Source organism: Arthrobacter sp. UYCu512 (assembly GCF_040547075.1).
Taxonomy (GTDB): Bacteria; Actinomycetota; Actinomycetes; order Actinomycetales; family Micrococcaceae; genus Arthrobacter.
This window is the reverse complement of the sequence record NZ_JBEPPA010000014.1, coordinates 1-24,883: the sequence shown is the minus strand read 5'-3', so window position 1 is coordinate 24,883 and position 24,883 is coordinate 1. Positions and strand designations below refer to the sequence as shown.

Below are 24,883 nucleotides of genomic sequence, written 5' to 3'. Positions count from 1 at the left end.
TTCTTCCTTAGGTGTGTGGGATGGAGGGTGCGGCGTTTAGGAGGCGGGCGGGGTGAGGCGGTTGACCTTCCACGGGGCGTCCTTGCCGGTGCGGAGCAGCTGCACCGTGTAGGTCCCGGCGTTGGTGGGGACCGCTGCCATGACGCCGAAGCCGTTGGCTTCATCGACGCTCAGGGTGGCGGGGCCGGTGACGCGCCTGGCCGGGATGTTGGCCGGGTCCACTGCCGAGTAGTCGGCGGTCGCCTGCGGGGTCAGCCAGCGGGCGAGGTCGTTGGCCCACTGCATATCCCCCATGGCTGGGCGGGCGAAGTCCGTCATGGCATTCTCTGCGACATCCATGGCCTCGTCCCTGCTGGCCTGATCCCAGGTGATGCCGATCGTGGCCGGGACCGTGCGGCCCGGTGCCTGGGGTCCGCTGTTGGCGCTCAGTGAGACCGGCGCGGACGCTGTGGGCTGGCCGGTTGATTCCGTCGGTGCCGACGTCGTGTTCGCCACCGGTGCGCAGGACACGCAGAGCAGCGCCACGGCGAGCAGGGTCAGGGGCTTTTTCACTTCTTCTCCTCTTGGGTGGGCAGGTACAGGAAAGCTGAGGGGACGGTGTTGGCCACAGTCCGGGTGTAGTAGGTGTGGTCCTCCGGGGCAGGGTTGCCGTTGTAGCCCTCTTCGACGTAGGACCCGTTGTCTTTGACGTCCTTGACCACCGCGACATGGCCGAAGCTCGGGTCCGCTCCCCCGGCGCCGGGTGCGTACCAGGCAACGGCGCCGACCCGGGGTGTCCTGCCGGAGTCCCAGCCCTTGGCATCCCAGCCGGCCTTCCAGGTCAGGGCCGAGCCGAGCCCCTGCCCGTCCGGGCGGAAGGAGCCGTTGAGGAACTTGAACGGAGCTTTCGTTGAACCCATCTGCTGGTTCACCCGCCACAGGGCGAAGTCCACGCACTCGCGGTAGTACATGCCCAGAGATGAGGTGCTGGCCGTGTTGGCGCCGACCTGCAGCCAGGTCGGTGAGTTCTTCCATGGGTAGTCATCCCCGGCCCCGGATCGTCCGGGGATGGCGCAGTCGCTGCCCTGCAGGGAGAACTTGGAGTTCGAGAGCGCCTGGACGAGTTCGACGGCCTCGGGCCAGTACTTCTGGTAGTGGTACGGGTCGGCGTTGCGCTGGACCTTGTTGCCGGCAATCGTCGGTTCCAACAGCTCCCAGCCGGCCACGCCTTTCAGGGCTTTGATGAAGTTGGTTGCGCTCGTGGTGGGGTCCATGCGGTCCGCGTAGGAGCCCCACGCGCCGTTGTCGCGCTGCTGAAACAGCCCGCGTGAGTCGGGACCGGCTCCATCGCCGACATCGAGCACCCGCAACCCCGACTCCCCCAGAGCCACCATGACGCTGATGATCTGCCCGTTGGCCGACAGATTCAGTGACCTGCCGGCACCCATGATGGCCGTGGCATTCTGCAACTGCTCCGACGTGTACCCGTCGACTTTCCTGTTCCCGTCCACTACGACCGAGACCGGGCCACAGTCAGCAGCAGCAGGCTTAGCCGGGGCCAACAAAAGGATCATGGAGAAGACCAGCCCGAAGAACAGGCTCGGGACCGCAACAAGGGCCACGAGACCCAAAGATTTGCGTTGGCTCATGAGGTGGCTCCAGCAAATGCGAGCACACAGCAACGGAAGCCTTTACGAACTTGGTACGCAGACCGACGCGGGCTGCCATCTTGCAGCCGGCGCGCTTCCAGCGTCCACTGTGTATCGAACGGCAGCTTGTTCTTCAAATACTGTCCCTCCCCCTTGGGCATCGCTTCCCCGTCTACTGCCAACACCCTCTCGTTCCCACCAAGCTGCTTGTCATGTCCACTCGCCCAGGAGTCGCATCTCTTCGGGCTGCAGGATCTCGTCCGAAAGTGACGCCGCACGTCCTTCTTTCGAAGGAGGCCCGCAATTTGACTGTAGCTCAAAGTGCATCACTTAGCGATACACTTTGTTCTGCGACTCAGAGCTATCCGAATAATCGGGCAAGATGGACGCATGCCGCGCCTCATCCAGCCCAACCACCCGCAGGAGGTTGAGGCAGCCATCGAAGTTCTCGGAAACCGAGCCCACGCGGCCATCCTGCGTTACCTGCACCAGAACGGCCCCTGCACCACCGGCGAAATCCTCAGGGGAATAGTCCTGGACGGCAACAAGGCGCTGACCCGGCCCAGCCTCCAACACCACCTGGAAGCGCTCGAAGCTACCGGTGCTGTCGTGGCCGACTTCCCCGCGGGCCAACGGCACGGCAGGCGCGTTAAATACGAGGCCAATATTGACGCCGTGGAGTTCGAGATGCTTCCTGCCTATGTCAACTATCTCCGCGGCAGATGAGCCCCCGCTGTTCATAACAAGCTTGTCAAAGAGCAATACCTTCTTGTTTCCCTAAGCACGTTACATGCCTTCGGTGTACATGTGCAACGCATGTAGCGAGCATGGTTTATGCCTGTATCAAGCAATGATGGACGTTACGATGTCTGGGTTCCGTTGTTCTGCCTTGATCAGCCCTGGAGGATGAAGACTTAATGCTGACGCCACGGCGCATCCTGGCCTGCGTGGCGTTCCTTGTGCCGGCGGCCGGGCTGGCGGGGTTCGCTGTAGTCATGGCCCGCAAGATCGTCAAGCGGGGCCCAAGGGACTATCGCCGGGCCGAGGTGCTGGAAGACGGACGAGGAATCCGCATCGATTTGGATGACTACACCAAAGCCCCGGGCGACTTCGGGGTGTTCGATCCCGTGACGGAGAAGTACACGCGAGTCGGCGAGGTCACGCTGATCAATGAGGATCAAAAGTACGTAGAACGGAGGATTGATCCGTGTGGCTCCGAGACGGGAGGTCTGGGGCCCATCGTCGATTGGACCCCGGATGTGTTCTTCGAACCCTCTGCTGTCAGTGGACGCTACGAGGAGGTGGACATCCCGACCGCCTATGGCGCGGCGCCTGCATGGCTATTTGAAGCTGATGACACGGACGTATGGGTGATCCATATCCATGGCAGTTGGACCGACCGATCGATCATGTTCCGAGATGTCCATGCCTTCAGTTCATTGGGATTCACGTCCTTGGTTCCCACATTTCGCAGCGACGCCGAGGTCAGCCCACCACAGGCGGAATCGAGTCACCTTGGGCAAACGGAATGGCGTGATGTAAATAGCGCTGTGTCCTATGCCGTCGCTCGTGGAGCCAGGCGCATCATCCTCTCCGGCTGGTCAATGGGTGGGACCATTGCACTGCTCACAGCGGAGCGCAGCGCCCACCGGGACCGGATCGTAGGGCTTGTCCTGGTAGGTCCTGTCACGAGCTGGCGTAAAGCCATCTCCGCGGGGGCGGTGCGGGCCGGGGTGCCGGCGATTGGTGCCGGCCTTGTTATGCGTCTGTTGCAGGCTCCCTCATTCGCGAGGATGCTCGGGCTGGAGGAACCGATCGATTTCGATGCGCTTGACTGGGTGGACATACCTAACCGGGTGAAAGTCCCGACCTTGGTCTTGCACTCGACCGCAGACCTAGAGGTTCCGTGGGAGATCTCGGCCGCGTTCCAACGTGCGAATCCGGCCACCGTCACCTTGATTTCACTGCCCGAGGCTCACCATAGCCAGGAGTGGAATGCCTCGCCTTCTACCTTCACCAGGGAACTTACGAGTTGGGTCAGCAGGACGATCTTGACTGAGAGGAGCTAGGTCTGCGTGTCTAGCTTGGCCTCAATGTGGCTGATCCTGCCCTGAACAGATTCCGGGAAGTCCATCAAGTTCACCCGCTCGTAGTTGTGCAACACAATGAGGCTTTTATAGACGCCATTTTCGAGCGTTTCATTGAATAGGTCCCATGCCGGACTGACTCGTGATCGATCTGCATTAACCCGCATCCTCAATGCGGTCAGCCACAGAGCATCGATCATCCAGAGACGCAACCTCGGGAGCTGCTTCGATAGGAAAAGAATCAGCCACCCTGCCGCCGTCACTGAGAGGCCTACATAGAAAAGGCGGTCAAACCAAGTTCCGATCGCTCGGGCGACCCAGGGCGAGAAGTGGAACAGCACCACGTAAGTAATGTGGCATGAAACAGCCACCACAACCACCATCAGGCCGGCAGAGAATGTTGCGTAAGGGCCCTTTGCCTTGTGCCGAAGCATGTAGATAATCCTGAGCACGGTGAACAACAACGCGAGCATGTACGTGCCGCTGTACACGGCAGTTGCGAGCTGGTCCATGTGGGTATCAATGAAGCCAGCAGCCGTTGGAGCTTTGCCCTCAATCAGAGCGAAGCTGACAATCATGATGGGAATGCTCAGCAACGGCGCGTAGTAGGTCCATCTGACAATGGGCACGTTCGCTAAACGCCGCACGCTGTCGTTGAAGAAGAAGATCGCTAGTAGCGCGAAGATGGCTTGAAGCAGGTTCGTCACGTTGACGCCACCGAGGCAGCGGTCGATATCTTCTAGCGGTGTAACCGTTCCCAGGACATAGAGCGCCGCGAGGCCGAACATCGATGCCACCCACGAGGCCCGGGACTCCGCCACCTTGACCACCGATGGGATCCGAAGGAGGCATAAGGCACTGAGCAGCGCAAAGAGCAACAGTTTCATGGTCTATCAGAGAAAAGGATCAGGATCGGACGAGCTGCGTGAACGGGACTTCTTCGACATCTCGAAAGCGAAATCCTCCACCCACCGTTCGACAGGATGATTCGGAACGGACCGGCAGGTGACACTAATTGCGTCCGCGGTTTCCCTCAGCATCTCTTCAGAGAGATCCGGCAGAGCCAGGGCAACCCGAATGCTCTCCAAGTAGATGTGTCCGAGCTCGTGATAGATGCAGTGAAGTTTGTATTGCTGCGACTTCTGCGGGGGGAAATAGACGTTTATGCGATCTTCAAATTCGGCTTTGAAGGCCGTGAGCGCACCCCAGGACTCGTTGTACTCGATCAGATTGATCGGCTTCTCGCAGATCACGGTCAAGCGTTCGACGACTTCCTTCATCGACGTCGTGCCGTTACCGCTCAACTCCCGAACCTTGTCCTGAACCGGTGGGAGAGTCATTCATCCTCACCGTTCATCGACGCATCGATAATCCTTGTGATCGTCCGCAGTGTTTCCGGCGAAGTCGCGCCCAAGTTTCTCGCGGCGAAGTTCTTCACCTTGAGCTTGCGCATCTGCACAAGGAACTCCATCCGCGCTTCTACCTCGGCAGGAGTCTCACTGTTGAGATCACAGAGATAACTGGCCGGTACGGCAAAAACGAACTCTGCGATGCCCTTCAGGAGTTCCTGGTCGGTCACCAGGCTGCCAGTGCCATTGATCAAGTATGACCACCGTGTTCGCGACAGCTGGATTCCGTGGGTCGAAAGTGCTTCTTCCACATGAGGGTAAGTGAGCGCCGCGTTGTTGTCCGACTCCCAGATATCCACCAGGATGCCCATGCGATCGGCTAGGCGCTCTTTCTTCTGTTGTTGCGTAAGGAACACGCTGCGGGCCCCATTTCCCATCGTTAAAGCTCCTTCAGCCAAGGTCAGCTGCTTATGGTGCGGCCACTACACAGAGCAGGCGGACAGCTGACACAAGATTTTACCTGATGACATTCATAGCGTATAGGCCATGAGTAACTACTGAGTTGTGCATGTACGGAGCATGTCTGTAGGCTTTCGCTTACTTGAGTTCTTGGGGGATTCAAGTCGATGCCGCCGGCCAACACGTCCTGTATAGCTACAGTTCCCTGAAGCCGGGGAAGGTGGTTCGCACACATGGAGGAATACCGCGTGCCCAAGCATATTGGGAACAAGGCACCGCTGAACTGCCTTGTGTTGCCAGATCAGCATCACCGAGCCTGGCTGGCAACGCAGCGGTACAACATGTCCTTCGGTGAGTACGTTGGGGCTTTGATAGACCGCGCGGAAGGGCGTCCAACAAGCTTGATGGGATGCAACAGGGGGTATTGCCTATCGAAGAGACTTGGGACACCAAAAGCCAAAGAGCTGACTGTGTCAATGTGTCCGGCCGTGTCGTTATGGACCCTGTGGGCGACGGCGGTAATGTTTTCATCCCGGAAGGCTGGCGAAGCGTTCAGCTCGGCGGTGACCTGGGGGATCTCTTCGGCGGACACGTGGCCGGCGAAGCCGAACTCACCGAGGCGGTGGGCGACGAAGTTGGTGTTCGTGGTCGGGGCGCCTTTGTCGACGCGGTGTCGGGTTGATGTGTTCACGCCCGTTTGTATGCGGCGCAGCTCCAATGTCGTCGGCCGGACACTGGACTCAATCGTTTGCAGAAAACGCGACACGCGGCCGTTTTCTGAAAACAAATACCCGAACTTGTAATTCCGTGGTGGTAGCTTCAAGACAGCCGCATGAAGGATTCGTTTATATCCGGCAGCAGCTGCAGCACCAACGAACGATGAAGCACTACCGGCTCTATGGCTCCGGTACGAGATTCAAGGGACTAAGCACATGACGGCAGTAGCAGTTAATCGAGGCGGCGGGCGCCCCAGCAAGGGCCTGCGCAAATTTATTGGCTTCCGAAGCCCGGAATGCACCGCTGACGGCATTGCCAAGGTCGCAGCAGCCAAAGGCCTAACCGTATCCGAGTACGTCCTGTCGGCAGTGGAACCACAGCTGCAGTCTGACCTGGCGGCACTTGATCAGCACGAGTACCAGCAGGAGCTCCCCATCGCATTAGCCTCTTAAAAAGTTGAAGGCCCGCACTAGGCGGGCCTTCGAAGCTTCTGATTCACGAACTGGATTTGCTTGCCGGCGAGACAGTTCGTAAATCCTAGATGGACCTTCTCAGGTCCTTCAGTTTTGCTATGAAACCGATCTGGCAGGATCGGCCCTTTGCTATTCCCTGAACAGGAACAAAGTCATCGTACATGGACAATCATGTGCGCCGCCAGCTATATCTGCCGCTGGCGTGTCGCGCAACTCTTACTCGGCAGGCTCGCCCGCTGACGCGTGGGCCGCTTTGGCGCCTATCCTCGCAGGTCAGCCGCGTGTTCGGCTCTCCAGAGACGCCGGAAAGACCTACCCGCAGAAGCACGAGCGGGCTCTCACTGAGGCGCTGCCCACATTCCCTGCGGCCGTCAGGATATTCGGAAAAGACGGCACCTGCGCCGCGATCTTCCTCGACTTCGACTCCTCGGTAGCCGGCATCGACTGGGTTCTCGCCGACGTCCGGGCCGTCCAGAGGTGGCTGCACTCGGTCGGGGCCCGCTGGATTGAGGACTACTCCCCCAACGGCGGCCGCCACGTTTACATCCCGCTGGAACAGCGGGTCACCTTCGCTGAAGCGCGTGATCTTGTCGAGGCGCTGGGCACCCGGTACCGGACCCTGGACAAGACCCCGCACCAGAACCTTCTCCACGGCTGCATGCGCACACCCGGTTCCCCGCACAAGCGCGGCGGCCACCAAGAACTCGCGATGAGCCTGTCCATGGCCTACGCCGTCGCCCGCCGGCCCAACTCCGCCGGCATCTGGGCGGCTATGAACGCTGACCTGGCGGGGGAGATCAACGCGGTCCGTGCGCTCCGCCTCGAGACGACCTTCACTCCCGTGGCCGAGGATGCGCCGGCCGTCACGCACCCGGCCCGCCGCATGTCCCGCGTCATGCAGCTGATGGCCCAGACCGGGCTCTACGACACGAACCGGTACGCCACCGATTCGGATGCCCGCCAGGCGATCGTCACCGGGGCCGCGGCCGCCGGCCTCCAGCTCCTGGATGTGGAGCGCCGCATGATGCAGGGGACCTGGCCAGGGCTCGCCTCCTTCTATGCCCGTTACGCCTCCCGCCACCGGGTCCCTGCACTGCGGAGGGACTGGATCAATGCGGTCAACTACCTGAGCAAAAACCCCTCAACCGGGGACGGGAATAACAATGTCCGCAGATCCCCCACAAGCCGGCCAACTACACAGCCCCCAGCACTAAAGGCCTCGAACCAAAACTCGAACCCCGATGCTGAGCATCGGTTCATCAGGACCTGGCGGAATGCGCTACGAATCAGGGAGGTGAACTACACGGAATCCCGGATAGGAATGGCAAGAAGAATGGTGCTGAGGTCACTGGGGGAGGCGGCCCATATGACAGCATCCCAGTTCGTCGAATTCGGGGTTCGGTCCATTGCCGTGGCCACCGGCCTCGATCACACCACTGTGGCCCTGCACTTGAAGGCCCTCCGGGCGGAGAAGGACCCCCTCATCACCCTGGTCGAGGAAGCCCGCGGGATCAAGGGCGATCTGTACATGCTCACCGTCCCCGAAGAGCTGAAGACCGCGGCCGAGGACGCGTCCTGGCAGAAAGGCAAAATCCATGCCCTGCGCCCGGCATTCCGGGAATTGGGCCTGCCGGCCGCGTTCGTCTACGAAGCCCTGGAGCACTCCCCCGCACTGCCGATCACCGACCTCGTCCGGGTCACCCGGCTCTCCCGCTCAGCGGTTAACGAAGCCTTGGAAGTACTCGCCGCTTGGAACCTGGTGACACGGAACGCCGGCAAGTCCTGGTCGGTGGTGGCAGCGACGTCGCTGAAGCAGCTCGCCGAACACCTTGGGGTTCTTGAAGCCGTCGCCGCGCAGCTGCAGCGTTACCGGATCGAGCGGATCATCTGGCGCGAATGGCTTGCCAGCAACGTCAACACCGTCGCCGAGCTCCTCTCTCCCGGGGAGGACTACCCATGGGAAGCCTTCGAGGGCCCGCCCGATGACTGGGCTCTCTCCGACATTGCGTTCAGCAGAGCCGGGTAGGGCCAACGCCGAAGGTCTGCCCTTCGGCAGCCACTCCCCCACCGCAGGACCGAATTCCTGCAGCGCACAGTTTCATGCCATAAGGACTATGGGAAGTGAGGCCGGAATTCACACTCGGGCGTGTAGCCTCACTCCCCCGCTGCTGGACCCGCTTGGGTGTGGAGTCTGAAGACGGCCGAGACGAGGGCGCTCCGTGACGGGGCACCGAATTCGGTGACCTTCCCATCCAGCCAGGCAACCTGCAGCCCGTCGAGTCGCAACTGTATCTGAATGCCTGCCTCTCCCCTCTTTCGGGGTGCGCGCCGGGGCATACCTGAGCTGGTCAGCTCTATATCAGCAGTGAATTCCCCCGCGATCTGCTCGTCGGTCAGAGTCTCAAAGGCATCAATGAGGAGGTCGGCATATGTGGTCCGGCCCTGATAGACCGCATCCTTGACGTCCGCAAGCAGCTGCGGCGGCAGGTAGACGCCGACGTTGCGCAGCGCGCCGGGTACCGTCTCGGATGCCTTCTGCACTGGTGCTGGTTTCTGCACTGCAGCGGCCTTCTTGGCTGCCGGCTGCCGCGGTGCGGCCTTCGGGGCGACAGCGGGCTCTGACGCCGGCTCCGGCTCATCCCCCTCCCCCACTTCAGGGGGAGCCAGCTCGACTGTAGGCGCCTGCATCCCCTCGGGCCTGGGTGCGACGGCGGGCGGTGCCTGCATTGGCTCCCGGATGGGGGTCTTCACGGACTCGTCGGGGGTTGTTGCTTTCGGCGCTTGGGTGCCCCTCTCCCGCTTCGGAGGCAGCAGCCCCTGCAGTGCTACCCCGCGGGCGGGTGCGACGGGCGCGAACGCCCCGGCAAGGCTCTGGCGACCGTTCATGCCTGGTTCCCGCTCTCGATCTCGTTCAATCGGGCCAGGATCTCCCCGGTCAGCTGCTCGTATTCTTCAGCCAGTCCCCCGGCGTTGCGCGAGAAGAACCCGTCAGTCGGCTTCTCCCCCGCCCGCAGTGCCTTCAGGCGCTTCTTCTGGGCGTCAGTGACTGCGCCCTCCAGCTCATGGAACAGCAGGCCCTTGCGGCGGGCGTCGGCGCTGGCGCTCTCCAGATTCCGGATCCGAGTCTCGAAGACCGGTGCGACGGTACCCAACATCTCCTCGAGGGTGTCGCGGACGCTGCGTTCCAGGCGAAGCGAACGCGGTCCGACGCCGAAGAGGACGATGCCGGCCAGCTGCAGGTTCGGGTTCCGGTCCCGGACGGCCATGAAGCGGCGTGCGATGCGCTCCACACCGTCGATACTCGCGTCGTCGGAGCGGGTGGGTATGACGACTGCACTGGAGATCGCGAAGGCACCCTCCACGAGGATCCGCTCCCCCGGCGGCGTGTCGATCAGGATCAGGTCGTAGTCGTCCGCCAGCGGCGCCAGAACGGCGTAGAGCATGTCCCCGAAGTCACCGGCATCGGAGCGGCTGGTGCGGGAAAGCATGATGCCCTGGATGTCCTCGAGGTCCTGCCCGCCGGGGATGACATCAAGGTTCTCGCGGACGTTCCGGAGGATCATCGGCGCGGTCCCGGCGATGAGTGCCTGGAACAGTTCCCGGCCGCCCTGACGTTCATAGCCGAGGTCCCGAGCCAGGTCACCCTGTGGGTCCAGGTCCACCATCAGGACGCGGGAGCCGGCCAGCGCGACGTACCCGCCAACGTTGGCTGCAGTCGTGGTCTTCCCCACTCCCCCTTTGCCGTTCGCCAGGGAAATGACCCGGTCAATTGCCCGTGTTTCGAGGGTTTTCGGGGTAACTGGGACTTGCAGTGATCGTGCCATCGGCCGGTGACTCTCCTACGTGGTGGGTGGCTGGCTTTCCTGCCTTTAAGGCTATGTGCACTTCCGCGTGATTGATGGCAGTGACACGCATAAGAAGGCTCACAGTGCGTCCTGTCGGGCGGGTCATTGAAGGACACGCCGTACTCACCGTTGAACCTGATGCCTAACGCCAGGCTTCAGGTCGCGCATGGAGTCGTATGAGTACTCACGTAGCCCTTCGTGCCTTTGTCCCTGCTGGTAGTCATATAGGACAACATGTTGTATCTCCAGCTGTGTGTTCAACTGCACTTAATGCGTTAAGACCCATTTGGTTTAATGCGTGGAGTAAGGCGGAGCGAACTATTGAACCGACAGTGGGGATGCGCGTGGTAGGTCCTGCCAGCGCACATGTTGGTCGTCCAGTTGGAGATCCGGCCCGGAATCAGGCAGGCATAGCCATTGGCCGCATGGCCTGACGGACTACTCGACATGCAGTAGATAATCCTGCGTGACTTATGGCATGGCTTATGGCATGAAGTCCGATGGATCAAACGTAGGTGCCCACGCTAGCGCCTATAGGGGTTCCCGCCCGCCGGCGCGCCAGTGGGCACGCCCCATGCTAGCGGTGCAGCGGTGCAGCGGCGCCGCGGCAAGGAGCGTCCCTAATTAACCCAGGCGTGCGGCCGCCTTGCTGATGGCGACGTTGATGTCGATGTCGACCCAGCGCTCCACGGGCAACTCGGGTGCCTCGATGCTTCCTCGGAGCGTCGGGGCCGCGCCCTGGAAGGATTGGACCTTGTGCCCAGGGGTTGACCCAGTCGTCGGGGTCATGCTCGCTGGCGATGGTGTTACGGTCTGCGTCTACGGCTTCGACGAATGTGACCTCGGTACCGTCTCTGAGTTAGCTGAGGGTGGCGCCCTCACCTAGGGGGCACATCGAGTACCTGGATGGCGGCCGATGCCGTGACCACGTCAGAGATCCTTGAGGCGAGGTCGTCCCGCTGCGCGTCAAGGACTTTCTGCTGCCGCTGCCAGGTCAGCTACTGGTTGCGGTCGCAGCGATTGACCTCATCGCTGGGCGGCGGGGGAGAGGGCCACCACGGCGTCAGAATGGTCAGTGCAGGCGAACTGCCGCCTTCGGCTCAGCCGCGGTCGACGCGGCCCCGTGCCGAGCTCACCAGGACCCCTCGTCGAAGGTCTCGCCGATGACCGTGGTGACGTTCGTTTAGCCTTCGACCGGAATACGGGTGAAACGCTCACCGTGGTAATCGAGTCACCTTGACGGATGAGGGGCACACCGGCCGAGAGTCCTTCGGCGAAGCGGACAGCGGCCTGGGAATAGGCGTACATGTCCCCCTGCGTGGCCCGTCCGCATTGGTCCAGGCCCGCTGGGCGATGGCGCCGTTGTGGGTCTGCATCTCCACGAGGCGGGTAGTCAAGTATCGCATGATGGGCCCAACCCGGTTTCCGTTTGTCTCGAAAACGATCCTTTATCAAGACGGGAGGGCCGGTTCGTCGGAGATTAGTCGAAGCCCGGCATTAGCGGTGACTCCCGGGCCCTGCCTTGTCTCACCAATGTGTCTCACTTGCGCTATTCTCAACAAAAGGAGATATGGCCTTTGATGAGCTTAGGGGGAGTCGATGGGGAGTATCGGATATGCCAGGGTCAGCACCACGGACCAGAACGCGGACCTGCAGCATGCGGCGTTAAATGCTGCCGGCTGCACTCGGATCTTCACCGACCACGGCGTGAGCGGAACGAGGGCCAGCAGGCCCGAACTGGACAAGATGCTCGATCACCTGCGGAACGGTGACGAGGTCGTGGTTTGGAAGCTTGACCGGCTGGGACGAAATACACGCAATCTGCTGGCGCTCATTGATGACCTGGAACACCGGGGCGTGCACTTCCGCAGCATCACGGAAGGCATCAGCACAACGGGGCCGATGGGCAGGGCCATGCTCACCGTCATGTCCGCGTTCGCCCAGCTCGAGCGCGACCAGCTGGCCGAGCGGACCAGGGCCGGCATGGCCGCGGCCGCTGAACACGGGCGGAAGGCCGGGCGCCGCGAAGTCACCGCCGCTCATGTGAAGGTCAAGCGCGCCCGTGACTTGAAAGCCCAGGGGCTCCCACCGGCCGACATCGGGAAGATCATCGGGGCCAGCCGCGCCACCGTGTACCGCTACCTGAGCATGGCAATCGACGAACTGGCCTGACGAGGACCGAAGGCGACGCCACGGACGGCTGCAATGGGCGTGTGGCCCGCAATTTAGGTTTCTGCGGGGCACTCCTGCCGGACACCCGCGATGGCGATGGCCGCCGCCATCGAAAGCACTGACCACTGGACCCGCCACATAGCGCTGACAGAACAACGCCAAATACCGCTGCGATTCACAGGTTGCGCGAAAGGACAAAGGCCGGTCTGGCTGCGGCGAAGGCACGCGGCCGTCTGGGTGCCGGCGGCCCGCCACGGCGTCCAGATGCCGGGTTAGATCTTGTTACGCCCTCAATACCCGCGCATACCCAATGTCCATCCGTGCACCGTACCGGAAGTAGCACCTGTGACGGGCCATTGAGGCAGGACTTTCCGGACAACATACGGGACAGTCGGGTTACGCGGCGTTCCGCGGATCCCGACCAGTGGGGGAGTGTCCCGCTGGGACTGTACCGATTCCAAGGAAGTGGGACTCCCCGTCTAGCTCTACGGGATGTGCCATCCGTCGGGGGACCCAGCGTAAATTGGATCGGTGGCGGCTTACGCTGCACCTTTACCCGAGACGATCAAATGGGGGCAGAGTGGCAAAGATGTGGCAACCCGCCAGCGAGGCAGACATCGTGGAGGGCATCCGAAGCGGAGCGTTGTCTGAGTCGCATTACGTTGAAGTCAAGGAACAGGCACGAAACGAACAAATTGCCCAGACACTGGCGAGTTTCGCCATCGACGGGGGAATGTTCATCATCGGCATCGCGGAGGTGAAGGAGGGCAATGGCTCCAAGCGGCTCGTTCCCAAGCCTCTCGCCGTCGAGGGAATGATCGAACGCATAGATGGCATCGCACGGAATACCATCGAGCCGCCACTGCCGGTAACGACCCACGTGATCCATGTAGGTGATGGCACAGGTTTCGTAGTGGTCACGGTCCCGCCGTCACCGCTCGCCCCGCACATGACAGGAAGCAAATACTACGGGCGAGGGGACGCATCGAAACACGCGTTATCAGACGCCGAGGTTCTAAGGCATCATCAGCGTCGCCAAGAGCAGGCCGACATAGGCATAAAACTTCTGGACATTGCCGAGGCGAGTGATTCGATTCCTCCCAGCGAACGTGAGTACGGGCATATATATCTCATCGCTGAACCGTTGATGCCAGTCAATGGCACGCTCGTGGAGCAGTTTCTGGACGACAACGAAGCCCTCCTGAACTTCCTAGTTTCCGGTCATAGCAAATGCAAGCCGAACCTTGTCGATTTTTACCCTACGCCTCGGTACGCCACAAGAATCAAGCATCGGGAACTCGGCGTCTCGATGATGAATAGCGACGCTGATGGTGCCACTCAGGTGCCGAGGCCCGCCGGTTTCGACGAAAAATCAATTCTCGACGTCCAACTGCTGGAGTCGGGAGGGATCCGCATTCTGATAGGACGCGGTACCACCAGGTGGACGCCGGAAGAGTCGATCATCTGTGATGGGCTGGCGGTGGCATATGCCCAGCGTTTGATCTTCTGGACAAGCACTCTTAGTGAACGTTACGGATACCGTTCACTGTGGACTCTTGGCCTGCGGATCAATGGCGTCAAGGGTCTACGTTCACACATGACGCTGGACGACTGGAGCAGTTTCGAACCTCCTAGAACCATGCACAGCGATGTTTACTCACGCACGATCACGATCGGTGCCGATGCGCTGGAAAGCTCATCCGAGGATGCAGTCGAGTCATTGGTCGGACGCATCCTTAAAATGCTTGGGACCACCCAGCATCATCTAGGCAAATAAGTACGCGGCCGCCGCCGGTTTTGTGATGGTGATGGTCGCCGCCCCTGGCTGTGGTGATCGCCGGCAGTGGCTCCAGCGCTAGCCACCGGCAAGGTGCCAAGGCCGGTAGAACCCGTGAGTCAACTAAGGCCAGGCCTACTCGTCTGTATTCGGTGTCAGTGCTGTTCAGGAATATCGCCAAGGGCAGTGACCTTGATGGGTTTCCCCTCTGTGCCTCTGGACCTGAGCCGAAGCTCGAAATTGTGGGTGATGCTTTTCAGTACCTCGTAGGGGTCCGCGTCGTGCAGCAGTAGGTCCGTCACGGGGATATACCCGTGCTTGGTGAGCAGGTAATCGAAGACGTTGCCCTCCCCCTCGGGAATGGTTTCCTTATCGATGGCCACTACGTGCAGATCGTGGTCACCTTCGCCGCCGCCGATGTCCAAGCCCACAACTAGCCACTTGTCTGGGTCGATGCCGGCTACTGTGAATCCGTTCGTGCCGGTGATCTTTTTATCGAGCTGAGCGGTTCCTTTGAAGTCCGGGTAGCTGACTTCCGCTTCACGCCACACATACGGTTCCAATTTGCCTCCCGGCCTCGCCCCAATGCGGTTGATTCCGCCTAGGGTCAGATTACTGGTCGGGCTGACAGTAGCAGCGGACGCCGCCGCACGAGCTGGCTTGGTGTTCCACTTCTAAGGAAGTGGGACACACATTTGTCCAATTATCCGTTGAGCCTTTCCGCCAGCGGTCGCAACAGAAATGTCAGTCGGTCGCCTCATACTGTCCGCATGATCGAAATACGTCCGCTCTTCCCGCGCGACTGGGAACCCTCGGAACCTCTCGTCGCGTACAACAACGCAGACAAGCGGGTTGTCGTCGCAGCGGCGATGCGCCGAGGTGACGGCTCGTACTACGACCGCTACGGTTACCAGGGATCCCAGGACATCGTGTGCATCGACTGCAAGGAAGACGGCCGCGATGTTCCGGTCATTCTCGTCGTGGCCGAGACGAGATGTATTCACTTCCGCCACAAGCAGGGGGAAGCCCCGGACGGTCTGGGCAGGCACGGGGAAACCGCTGAGCACCTTCACGGCAAGCAGCTCATCATGGACTGGGCCAGAGAACAGCACCATATCCTCCCGTGGTCCGTCGAAGAAGAGGTCTGGGTGCCCGGTGTACGGCTGCGGAGCGACGTGAAGGCTGAGCTTGCCAGCGGCCGGCAGCTCGCGTTCGAGGTCCAGCGCAAGCCAGTGGAATTGAAGGACTGGGACCGCCGTCACGGCGGGTATCAAAACGGAGGCGTCCGCGACGTGTGGCTGTGGTCGCCGGACGTTCCCCATCTGGTCCTGGATTTGCCCCTGACAAGCGTAGTCATGGACATGGCGCATGAGTCGATCGGAGTCCTCGTCGCGAACTACGCGGGAGAATACCGCCACCCTACGGCTGAGAAAATTATGCGCGTCGCCACCCACTACGCGTCCGCGCCGCTGTCGGAATGGGGCATCTCGGCTTCGGGAGCTCTTGTGCCGCCGCCTGAGATGGCCGGGTACATCGGGGACAAGCCTGAGCCGGCCAGGCTTGCCCAGCTCAAGGAACAGCGAGAAGCAGCAGCGAGGCCGCCAAAGCCACCGCGGCAGCCGTCGGGTGCCTCGTCCGACCCCTACAAGAGCAGCGCCAGTGAGTGGAGCCCCAGCGAACGCGAGCAACAACGGCAGAGGGAAGCTATCGCACGCATCTTCGGCAGGAATCGCTAGGCGACGCGACCCCTGTGGCCCACGTCGGCTCCAACCAAACTGTAGAAGTGGTCTCCATTCAAACTGCCATAATCAACAAACGAGGTCCGCTCCTTCGGGGAATCCCGTCGGACTAAGGAATTGGGACGCTAAGTGACCCTCGGCTAGCTAGCCGATCCGCTTCAAGGCATCCCATGAGCCGTTTGTCTGGGTAATGTCGCTCTCCGAAACCAACACGTAAGACCAACGTTCTCCTCGTGCCTGCGTCTCTTCCAAGCCGTTCACGTAGTTCACCCAAGTCTTTGCCGACTCGCGCTTTGCCTGAACGTCGGCGGCGAGCATTTGATTGTCGGCCTTCACCTCGACGAGGATTCTGACTCCCCCAGGTTCGGCGATCAACAAGTCGGGATTGTAGTTTTGTCCTGCTCCCCAAGCGATTGTGAGGTCTCCAACGAGGAGCCGTACCCACCATTGCACCTGGCTGGACTCATCCACGATGAGGGCAACGGCGCGTTCAGGCGAGCTATCGAACCAGTCTGTTCCAAAGCGGGACTTTGCCCAGCCCTTGTATGCGCGTGAACGCTGGAAATCACCACGAAGGTCGTCGGTTACTGAGCGAACACCCAAGCTCCTGGTCGGCGCGAATTTCACGAAACTGACTTGGGAGTCGTAACCGACTCCCGGGGTCAACTTCCGTTGTTCGATCTGAATCAGACGCCCGAGCCGGACGGCAGCCCTGCCGTTGTAAGCCGCAAGTAGCGACTGTGCCGCGTCGCCCATTCCCTCGATTAGGCAATCCACTAGTCGACCAGCGTTCGACTTTTCCACCGATCTGGCATCTGCGCTGCTGTCCACCATGTCCAGGGCCATGACTTGTGAAATGAGTTCTTGCCGAGAGAACGCAAGCGGAATGTCGAGCGGTGCCTTGGAGGTGATTGCATCGCTGGCCGTCACTTGGCGGGTCTCAGAGCGGATTACGCCGTCTGCTCCTGTGACTCTCACGGCCGTCAACCGCATCCGCCGGAGCTCGTCGTCGGGGTTAGAACGCAGTGTTTTTCCGAGGTTGAGGAATGCTGCTTCGTGAGTGATATCAGCCAAGCTAAAGCGCTTTGTAACCGGTCGTTGCGCGAGACGCGGAAGGATTATTTCCGGTTCGGCAGAGAGGAACTTGATGGCCGGTCGGTCGAGCTCTGTGACCTCCACGGCTCCGCTGGTCTGACGCGAATCGACATCGGATATAACAACGTTGCCACGGGAGCCCGGTTCAGTGCCGTCCCAGTCGCGCTCGCTCGGCTGCGGATCTGCAGCCTTGTCTGGAACAACGATAGATTCGCCTGTGGGCCTAGTGAAGGTCTGTACCACCTGGTTTCCGTTTTGGTCTTGGGTAGCGACAGTGCGGGTGCGATATGAGATAAAAGTTTCGTTGAGCACACCCGCGCGGTCCAGAAGTGCCGAAAACTTCTCGTGGGCGAGGACTTCGAGGGTGTCCAGCATTTCGATTCCGGTGTATTCACCGTAAGGAAGCCGCAGGCCACGACCGAGCACTTGCTCTGTCAAGATGTTGGAAAGTGATGGTTGTGTAGACAGCAGGACGTACACGCCCTTGACGTCCCATCCCTCTTTTAGCATTGCGACGCTGACGACGACTCTTACCGCAGATTCCGGTGAGTCGACTTTCGCCAGCCGGCCCCACATATCCGGTTCTTTATCTTCGTTTACAGATGAATCGACCTGCAGGATGGCGTCGGCATAGGATCCTCCGCGGAACTCGTCGGAGCGCAGGTGGGCGGCGATTTCGTCGGCTTCGGTAGTGTTCTGAGCAACGACCAGCATGAACGGATTTACGGCCTTGAGGTCAGGGTGGCTGGTTAGGTAGGCCGTTTGCGCATCTCGCTTGATTTCAAGCAGTGTGATGCCGTCATTAAGCTGCGTGAGGATGTCGTTACGGTCATCCTTCCGACCGACGATGACGGGTGTCTTGACGAATTTATCCTCGATGGCGGCCGCGAGAGGGTATCGGTAGATGATTTGGTCTATTGGTGTCTTCTTGTGTGGCGTGGCTGTTAGCCCAACAATGGCGCGGGGGTTGAGCCCACGAACCGCGTCGGAAAACTTCTCGCCGTAGTACAGGTGGTGTTCGTCGGCGAGAACCACCAGGTCATCTGAGCCTGCGAGCCAGTTGTAGAACTCTGCTCCCAGGCCCTCTGTGAAGACCCGGGTCTTCCGGTTCATTTCGGCTTGAGGCTTTAGCAAGATCTGCACCGTCAGCACGTAGACCTTAACCAGTTCGGGATCGTCCATGGCATTCGCCATTTCGGGCGAATTGAAGTTGTCCGCAGTAATGAGGACAGTCTTGACGCCAAGCAGACTGGTCAGATCGCGAGGGGAGCCCGGAGTGAAGTTTGAAATCGTCTTTTCGCGGATCGTGCGGCCTGGGACGACGATGACGAAGTTGTTCCATCCGCGCGCCTGCGCCAAGTAGTCGATCGTTGCGGCTAGGACATAGGTCTTGCCAACTCCGGTGGCGGAGTCCACAACACCTTCAAATGGGTCATTCCTGCCGTGCCGGTCGATGTGATCTGAAATTGCGATGGCGACGTCTTGAACAGCCTCGGCATTGGGTTTGCGCAACTCCATTTGATGGCTGATCAGCGCGAGGAGGTCGTTGTCGATGTCCAACAAGTTGAGCTCGTTCATTTAAGTGCATCCTCGCTGGTGTAGTTACTGAACCAATTCAGTCCCTTGGCTTTACGGTTTGCGCGCCGATATGACGAGATGATTGACGCTGGGATCTTGATGAGGCGCGAACCGGGGAGTTGGTTTTTGATGTACTCCTGAGCGTCCGGGTCGATGCCAGTCGCGTAGACATCGATGATCTCGTCCGGACCGAGGGAAGCGAGCAGGTAGTGGACGAATTCGGTATTCGCGAAGCCGTCAATGACTGCGAGCCTGACTGTACCTCGACTTCCGGTGAATGGCGGGTCTGGTGCGTACTGAAAGCCGAACTGGGCAGCCACTGCTTCGGCTAGCTGTTCGCCAACCGCCCACTTTGAGATGAAGATGTCGCCGTCCTCGGAATCAAACATGCTCGGCCCGATATCCAGCACACGGAAGCCTCCGCCACCTCCCCAATTCTTTGTCTTTTCCACCTTGGTTTTCAAAGAATCGCGCAGCAGCTTCAGCACAGCCTTTGACTGTTCTGCGTCGTGTCCCTTTAGAACCCCGGCTTTGACTGCTGCATTGATCACGGAAACCGCGTCGTGAGCTCTGGCGGTCGACACCCCATCGGGCAGGTTTGTAGCCGGGACGCGTTCAGACGTTGCGGAGATGCCTCCCTGGTCTGATCCGTCGATGACCCGGACCAGTCTGGGCATGGTGAAGTTCTCGATGTTTGCGGCCTTCCACTCGACTGTCACCCATCGACGGCCCATCTTGTGTGCCACAGCTGCTGTAGTGCCGGAGCCGGCAAAGCAATCAAGCACGATATCGCCGGGTTCCGTAGCAATATGGATGACTCGCTGCATAAGTCGTTCAGGCTTTGGAGTGTCGAACGGTTCCAGCTCAGGGAATAGGTCCTTGATTTCCTTCTTGGCCTCTTGGTTATGACCCACGCTGTCGTAGTCCCACCAGGACTGGGGTACGACACCGTCTTGCACTTCCGTCAGAAAGCTCTTCAGCGCCGGTCCTGATTGTCCGGTCTTACCGAACCACACGCGATTATCAGCGAGAAGTTCCTCATAGCGGGCCTTGGTGTAGACCCATGCTCTGCCCGACGGAGGGTCAAAGGACAGACCCGCGGGCGAGACCAAGGTATAGAACTGCGTTTTGGTTGCCCGGCCGGCCTGCGCGCTGAAATCAACGGTCTTCCAAAGGCCGCGGGGATCATTGTCAGGATTCTGGTACTTCGCCAGTTGCGCGGCGTTCCTGGCCACCAGGTTGCGGGTGTCTTTCCACTTCGACTTGTCTCGTGCGTAGACGAGGACGTAGTCCTGGGAAGGCGAAATGAGGGTTCGATTGTCTGGCGAGTAGACCTTCCGCCAGACGATAGTCGAAACAAAATTGCTCGGACCGAAAACTTCATCCATCACGATCCGTGCACGGTGCGCTTCCACGTCATCCAGGTGCAACCAGACAGATCCTTCGGGTGACAATAGGTCCTTGATCTGAAGGAGCCTGTCACGCATCATGGTCAGCCAGACTGAATGTTCAAGAGCGTCATCGTAGTGAGTGAAGGCCTGATCCGTGTTAAACGGCGGATCAATGTATACCAGCTTCACTTTGCCCAGATATTCGCGCGAAAACTCTGGCAGGCTCACCATTGAAGTCAGAGCATGGAGAGCATCACCACGGATCAGAAGGTTGTCTTTGGCGCGTTCCGAGGGTTTGTGGACTTCTCCAACGGTTGTTACATCGTGGAGCAGCCGCACCTCAGAAATACGGTAATCGCCTGGCTGAGTCCATTCGTAGCCCCCTTCAAGACCTGAAAGTAGCTTCAAATTCTTGTTGGTCCATGACAGCTCAAGGCGACCAGACGGGGTAATCGGGGCATGTCCAACCAAAGCGCGGTTCTCCTTCATTGGGGTCAGACCCCTGTTCCTGGGGAATCACGACACCCCCCGTGAATTCTATGGGTTGGAGGACCTGATTTTTCTCCCTGTTGAGCCGCAGCGGGACAGCGCCCAGCCTGAGCTGCGTCGATGGCTCTCCACCTGCCCCCAATGGGTGCAACCCGATTCACCAGCACTAGGGGTCCGCTGCGTTTCACGCAGGAAACGGTCCTGCGGTGCGCTCCGGTCTGGCAAACGCTATTTCGCTCTATATGTGCTGAGTTGCTGTCCGTACAAGGGGCCGCACTACCGCCACCTGAAGGTTTCAAGCGCGAGCAGCAAGGGCGTGGGGTCCTTCAGATGATCGACAGGGCGGCCTCCAGCCAGGGCCCCGGACGGGGTGACCATCCAGACGGTGAAGTAGACTCTTCTATGTCTGTCAAGGCGTGAATATGTCGACGCAATTCAGGACCACCTAGAGGACTTGATTCAGGTCCACTCGGAGCGACCGGCGTAGAACGAGTTGCCGGTCCATGGTGCGCTGCCTACTCGCCTAGGTCTGAGCGTTCTCTTGAGACGTGGTTGGATTGCAGGTGTGGGAAAACGATGGAGCAGTGGTCGATGGCTCTCCGTTGCCTGGGTCGCAGGTGCCCTGTCGCTGGGCTCGACGGTAATCGCGGTGGGCTTTTGGTTTTTCGGAGTTAGCCCCGACGACTTCGATACGAGAAATTTTGATGCCGTGCTGTTGCAGCGGCAATGGGTGCTGGCGGGCTCTCTGCTCCTTCCTCTGCTCTCGGCTTCGGCGGCTGTCCGGTCGATGTTTGTGGCTCCCCGCTCAAAGATCAGAGCTGTCGCTGCGGTCCTGGCTCTGCTTTTGGCCGCAGTCGTCTGCTTGATCTGTTGCTCGTGGGGCGGGTCGGCAATCGAACACGCAAGCCGAACAGCCCTGCGATACGGTTAGATTCGTTTCGATTGCGGTCCAGTTCCAAGGTGGACAGTCAGCGCTCAGAGCGGGCCGTCTCCGGTTGATGTTGCGTTCGCGGTCCCGCTTCGAAGGAAACTTTGCTTCTTCTGCCACGTTTGCGCGTGTGCCGGACATGAGTAGGCGACAGACGCTATTGAAGGTTGTGGGGGAATCGTGAACGACGACCAATTAAACGAGGCACTCCGACGTGCCGATCCGGCCAGCGAGTGGGCTATGACACCGGAAACCACGGACGGTATTACTGGCTACTTGCGGGCAATGGAGTCCTCACGGCGGCCATCATCCAAAAACAAGCGCCGCAGGTGGATCGCGTTTCTGCTTGCTGGAGTGACGTGCCTGGGTGGGGTTAGCGTCGCTGCGCCCGCGGTCGCGAACTTCATGGGCTTCCTTACGGAGGACGTGGAGAACCCGCCGCCGGTTCCAGCATCTACCAGCGAAGGGCCGGTTCGGAGCGAGGCGATCCCCAACTCGGAATGGATTAACCCGCTCGCTTCTGACTACGCGGAGTTCGCCAAAACGAAGTACGCGTCCCTGCCGCTCCCGCCGCGGTATGACGAGACGCAGCTGAAGGACGCTTCCGCACGTAAAGAGGCGGACATTTACCGGGCGAACGATCAGGGCAATGGCATCATTACGCAGGATATTGCCCCGACGGTCCGGTATGAACAAGTCGTCAGGTGCCTCTGGCAGAAGGAATGGCTGGACCAGCACCGGCAAGGCAACGTCCAGGGCCAGGCGGCAGCTGTAACCGTCCTTCGGCAATCGTTGACGTGGCCGGCAACCGTCGCCACCGATGGCGGTGGGGTTGTGGAACGCATGACCCTCACTGTTTCCGCGGCCGAGACCGGGAACGCCGAGCAGGTGGCAGAGGATCATTGGCGTCTCGGCTGCCAGGGCCTGATCAAGGGACTGGAGCAGTGACACCGGCCGAACTTGGATCCATGACGATGTCTACCAATACAGAGACAGCTTTCGAGGGCAGTGCCAGGGTCCTCACTGCTGCGTTGATGGCGTATTTCATACGCAGGGTTGATCCCGTCGACGACGCCGCTGACTGTGTGTCCGAGACTCTCATGGTGCTGTGGCGCCGACGCGACCAGCTCCCGGCCAGCCTCGACGAGCAACGGGCTTGGAGTTTCGGTGTCGCCAAGGGCGTGCTGGCTAACTATCGTCGCGGCAAAGTCCGCAGGGTCGCCCTGTCCGAGAAACTGCGCGTTGGCTTGGTTTACGAGCCGAGCCTGGGGCAGCAGCTGGACTCTGAAGTTCTGGCCGCCCTCGATGGCCTCCGCCCTAAGGACCGCGAACTGGTCATGCTGATCGTGTGGGATGGTTTCGGGGTAGCTGAAGCGGGTGCGCTTCTGGGGTTGTCCCCAACGACCGCCAGGACTCGTTACTCACGAGCCCGGAAAAACCTAAAGGCCAGCTTGAGCGGCGCTGGTTCCTAAAATCTGTGCGTGCTGTAATCGGATCCGGTTTCAATGACTCCACGGTGCCACCGGGTTAGGGAGAGCTGTCGTCACAACGCCACACCGGTTCTGAATCACGAAGTCGAAGTCGAGGCGTTTGTGTTGCTGAGGCGTTGAGCGTGCGGTAGATATGGCGGGCGAGGTAACGCTTGATACAGCGGCGTATTTCCTTGTTGGTTCGCCCTTGGGCGCGTCGTTTATCGGCATACTCGCAGGTTTTGGCGTCATGGGTCATTTTGGTGACCGCGACCATGTGCAGGGCACTGTTCAGAGACCTGTCTCCGCCCCGGTTCAGCCGGTGTCTGACCGTGTTCCCGGATGATGCGGGTATGGGATTCACCCCGGCCAGGGATGCGAACGCCGCCTCGTTACGGACTCTTCCTTCGTGTGACCAGGCAGCGAGGCACTTCGCGGCGCTGATCGCAGCGAACCCTGTCTCCTCCAGCAAGGGTGCGGCCTCACTGACCTTGACCAACTCATCGAGCTGGTTCTCGTTGGCCGTGAGCTGCTCATCGAGAACCAGGACGTGTCTAGCCAGCCGCACGGCCTCAGTGCGGGCGATGGACATGGAGAGCTCCTCCTCCCGGGACCGCCACTTTGAGACCTCAGTGATCTGGGTGCTGGTGAGCTTCTTCCGCCCGTCGATGCCCAGGTCATTGCCGCGCACCAGGGCGTTGAGCGCATTAACAGACCGGGTGCGGTCCTTGCTCATGGATCCCCGTGCCGTCACCAGAATCCTCACGCCTTGGCGGATCCCGTCATGCAGGCGGGGGCGGCGCAGCTTGTCCACCGGCAGAGGCAGGGTCGAGATGGCGATCCGGTGGGCGTCCAGGGCATCGGTCTTGCCCACCCCTCGACGCTTCCTGGCATCCATGCGCGGCGCCTCTGCCACAGGGAATCCGTGGCTGGCTACTGTGCCGGCCAGGATCGCCCCGTAGGACGCGGCACCTTCGATCACCCAGAGGGTATCGGCACTACCATCGGTGCGGCGGGCGACCCAGTCGATGGCCCGGTTGATCCCGGCCCCGGTGGCGGGAAAATCCCGGGATTCCAGCAAGGCGCCGGTATTCGCGGCGAGGATCGCGTAAACGTGGTTGCGGGCGTGCGTGTCGACGCCCACGATAAATGGGTGGGTATGCGCAACGATAGGCATGGCAGTCATTGGTACCTTTCCTCTTCACGGACATGGTCATGGCCGTCGCCGGCCGGTACCAGTCCGGGCAATGGTCACCAAGGAACAGCACTGTGATGAGTCACACCCCGCAAAAGGGGTGGACAATCTTCTGATCAAGCTACCGAGGTGGGCCGGACAGGCGCCGGCCGGACCACCCCAATGGACCGACAAATCTACTTAAAGACACCATGCGGGTCAGTTGTGCGGTGAGTCACATCCACGGGGCGGAACGGCCTGCACCCATCCTGCCAGCCAGTCCCAGACCAGCCACTGTCAAGACTCACAGTTGTGCGGGATATCCAGCTCCATGGCTCGCCGAAACAGCGCTGTGACGGCTGGGTGGAGCTGTCCGCCGGGGAGGAATTGGAATCCCGGGCAGAAGGTCCCGGCATCAATGATCTGTTTACCGGACTATGTTGACGGTTCACAGCGCGTGTCGTCGGCCTGGGACGAGCCCCGTCAGCGTCATGCTTTGGTCATGGATCTCTC

At 60.4% G+C, this 24,883-nt stretch carries 22 protein-coding genes; 10 read left to right on the top strand and 12 right to left on the bottom strand.

The annotated features are described in order from the left end of the window. Positions 1-36: 36 nt before the first annotated feature. Together ABIB49_RS14920 and ABIB49_RS14915 are read right to left on the bottom strand one after the other, a co-directional pair. Complete coding sequence (locus tag ABIB49_RS14920; protein ID WP_354157225.1) at positions 37-552, bottom strand: hypothetical protein; 516 nt, start codon at positions 550-552, stop codon at positions 37-39. Continuing rightward, entirely contained in the window at positions 549-1,628 is a 1,080-nt protein-coding gene (locus ABIB49_RS14915; RefSeq protein ID WP_354157224.1) for a CHAP domain-containing protein, read from the bottom strand. Before ABIB49_RS14915 ends, ABIB49_RS14920 begins: the two co-directional genes overlap by 4 nt. Positions 1,629-2,018: 390 nt before the next feature. On the opposite strand from ABIB49_RS14915, the gene ABIB49_RS14910 reads away from it, so the two are divergent. Together ABIB49_RS14910 and ABIB49_RS14905 are read left to right on the top strand one after the other, a co-directional pair. Next, a complete protein-coding gene (locus tag ABIB49_RS14910; RefSeq protein WP_354157223.1) occupies positions 2,019-2,354 on the top strand; it encodes a helix-turn-helix domain-containing protein in 336 nt (111 codons plus the stop codon). Between the two features lie 191 nt (positions 2,355-2,545). Then, the gene (locus ABIB49_RS14905) at positions 2,546-3,697 is read left to right on the top strand and encodes an alpha/beta hydrolase family protein (RefSeq protein WP_354157222.1); all 1,152 of its coding nucleotides are present in this window, start codon (positions 2,546-2,548) and stop codon (positions 3,695-3,697) included. Here ABIB49_RS14905 and ABIB49_RS14900 read toward each other — a convergent pair. From ABIB49_RS14900 to ABIB49_RS14890, 3 genes are read right to left on the bottom strand one after another with little or no spacing between them, the layout of a single operon-like run. Continuing rightward, on the bottom strand, positions 3,694-4,602 hold the full coding sequence (locus ABIB49_RS14900) for a hypothetical protein (RefSeq protein ID WP_354157221.1): 909 nt from the start codon (positions 4,600-4,602) through the stop codon (positions 3,694-3,696). The genes ABIB49_RS14905 and ABIB49_RS14900 overlap by 4 nt on opposite strands. A gap of 6 nt (positions 4,603-4,608) precedes the next feature. Next, entirely contained in the window at positions 4,609-5,055 is a 447-nt protein-coding gene (locus ABIB49_RS14895; RefSeq protein ID WP_354157220.1) for a hypothetical protein, read from the bottom strand. Further along, positions 5,052-5,522 (bottom strand): hypothetical protein, encoded by a 471-nt coding sequence (locus ABIB49_RS14890; RefSeq protein WP_354157219.1) that lies wholly within the window; start codon positions 5,520-5,522, stop codon positions 5,052-5,054. The genes ABIB49_RS14895 and ABIB49_RS14890 overlap by 4 nt, the downstream gene beginning before the upstream one ends. 479 nt (positions 5,523-6,001) lie before the next feature. Between ABIB49_RS14890 and ABIB49_RS14885 the strand changes: the two genes are divergently transcribed. The 3 genes from ABIB49_RS14885 (at position 6,002) to ABIB49_RS14875 (ending at position 8,739) form a co-directional block, all read left to right on the top strand. Beyond that, complete coding sequence (locus tag ABIB49_RS14885) at positions 6,002-6,205, top strand: hypothetical protein (protein ID WP_354157218.1); 204 nt, start codon at positions 6,002-6,004, stop codon at positions 6,203-6,205. A gap of 250 nt (positions 6,206-6,455) precedes the next feature. Then, on the top strand, positions 6,456-6,692 hold the full coding sequence (locus ABIB49_RS14880; protein WP_223987982.1) for a hypothetical protein: 237 nt from the start codon (positions 6,456-6,458) through the stop codon (positions 6,690-6,692). 223 nt (positions 6,693-6,915) lie between these two features. Next, positions 6,916-8,739: a helix-turn-helix domain-containing protein gene (locus ABIB49_RS14875; protein WP_354157217.1), complete on the top strand. Its 1,824-nt coding sequence runs from the start codon at positions 6,916-6,918 to the stop codon at positions 8,737-8,739. 128 nt (positions 8,740-8,867) lie between these two features. On the opposite strand, the gene ABIB49_RS14870 is transcribed toward ABIB49_RS14875, so the two are convergent. From ABIB49_RS14870 to ABIB49_RS14860, 3 genes are all read right to left on the bottom strand, one after another. Beyond that, positions 8,868-9,599 (bottom strand): hypothetical protein, encoded by a 732-nt coding sequence (locus tag ABIB49_RS14870; RefSeq protein WP_354157216.1) that lies wholly within the window; start codon positions 9,597-9,599, stop codon positions 8,868-8,870. Then, positions 9,596-10,537, bottom strand: a complete 942-nt coding sequence (locus tag ABIB49_RS14865; RefSeq protein ID WP_354157215.1) for a ParA family protein — start codon at positions 10,535-10,537, stop codon at positions 9,596-9,598. The genes ABIB49_RS14870 and ABIB49_RS14865 overlap by 4 nt, the downstream gene beginning before the upstream one ends. Positions 10,538-11,182: 645 nt before the next feature. Next, positions 11,183-11,347 (bottom strand): hypothetical protein, encoded by a 165-nt coding sequence (locus tag ABIB49_RS14860; RefSeq protein ID WP_354157214.1) that lies wholly within the window; start codon positions 11,345-11,347, stop codon positions 11,183-11,185. Between the two features lie 810 nt (positions 11,348-12,157). Between ABIB49_RS14860 and ABIB49_RS14855 the strand changes: the two genes are divergently transcribed. After that, positions 12,158-12,730 (top strand): recombinase family protein, encoded by a 573-nt coding sequence (locus tag ABIB49_RS14855; RefSeq protein ID WP_354157213.1) that lies wholly within the window; start codon positions 12,158-12,160, stop codon positions 12,728-12,730. A 589-nt stretch (positions 12,731-13,319) separates the two neighbouring features. Next, positions 13,320-14,507 carry an AlbA family DNA-binding domain-containing protein gene (locus ABIB49_RS14850; protein WP_354157212.1) on the top strand — a complete coding sequence of 396 codons (1,188 nt, stop codon included), beginning with the start codon at positions 13,320-13,322 and terminating at the stop codon, positions 14,505-14,507. Between the two features lie 155 nt (positions 14,508-14,662). Here ABIB49_RS14850 and ABIB49_RS14845 read toward each other — a convergent pair whose 3' ends face one another. Further along, entirely contained in the window at positions 14,663-15,058 is a 396-nt protein-coding gene (locus tag ABIB49_RS14845) for a hypothetical protein (RefSeq protein ID WP_354157211.1), read from the bottom strand. A 219-nt stretch (positions 15,059-15,277) separates the two neighbouring features. On the opposite strand from ABIB49_RS14845, the gene ABIB49_RS14840 reads away from it, so the two are divergent. After that, positions 15,278-16,243 carry a competence protein CoiA family protein gene (locus ABIB49_RS14840; protein WP_354157210.1) on the top strand — a complete coding sequence of 322 codons (966 nt, stop codon included), beginning with the start codon at positions 15,278-15,280 and terminating at the stop codon, positions 16,241-16,243. Positions 16,244-16,390: 147 nt separating this feature from the next. Here the strand turns inward: ABIB49_RS14840 and ABIB49_RS14835 are convergent, their stop codons facing one another. Both ABIB49_RS14835 and ABIB49_RS14830 read right to left on the bottom strand, forming a co-directional pair. Continuing rightward, positions 16,391-18,919: a DEAD/DEAH box helicase gene (locus ABIB49_RS14835; protein WP_354157209.1), complete on the bottom strand. Its 2,529-nt coding sequence runs from the start codon at positions 18,917-18,919 to the stop codon at positions 16,391-16,393. After that, complete coding sequence (locus tag ABIB49_RS14830; RefSeq protein ID WP_354157208.1) at positions 18,916-20,799, bottom strand: site-specific DNA-methyltransferase; 1,884 nt, start codon at positions 20,797-20,799, stop codon at positions 18,916-18,918. Before ABIB49_RS14830 ends, ABIB49_RS14835 begins: the two co-directional genes overlap by 4 nt. Positions 20,800-22,132: 1,333 nt before the next feature. Between ABIB49_RS14830 and ABIB49_RS14825 the strand changes: the two genes are divergently transcribed. Then, positions 22,133-22,675, top strand: coding sequence for a hypothetical protein (locus ABIB49_RS14825; protein ID WP_354157207.1), 543 nt, complete (start codon positions 22,133-22,135; stop codon positions 22,673-22,675). A gap of 26 nt (positions 22,676-22,701) precedes the next feature. Continuing rightward, a complete protein-coding gene (locus ABIB49_RS14820; protein WP_354157206.1) occupies positions 22,702-23,199 on the top strand; it encodes an RNA polymerase sigma factor in 498 nt (165 codons plus the stop codon). A gap of 55 nt (positions 23,200-23,254) precedes the next feature. On the opposite strand, the gene ABIB49_RS14815 is transcribed toward ABIB49_RS14820, so the two are convergent. Then, positions 23,255-24,382 (bottom strand): IS110 family RNA-guided transposase, encoded by a 1,128-nt coding sequence (locus ABIB49_RS14815; RefSeq protein WP_354157205.1) that lies wholly within the window; start codon positions 24,380-24,382, stop codon positions 23,255-23,257. Positions 24,383-24,883: the final 501 nt, after the last annotated feature.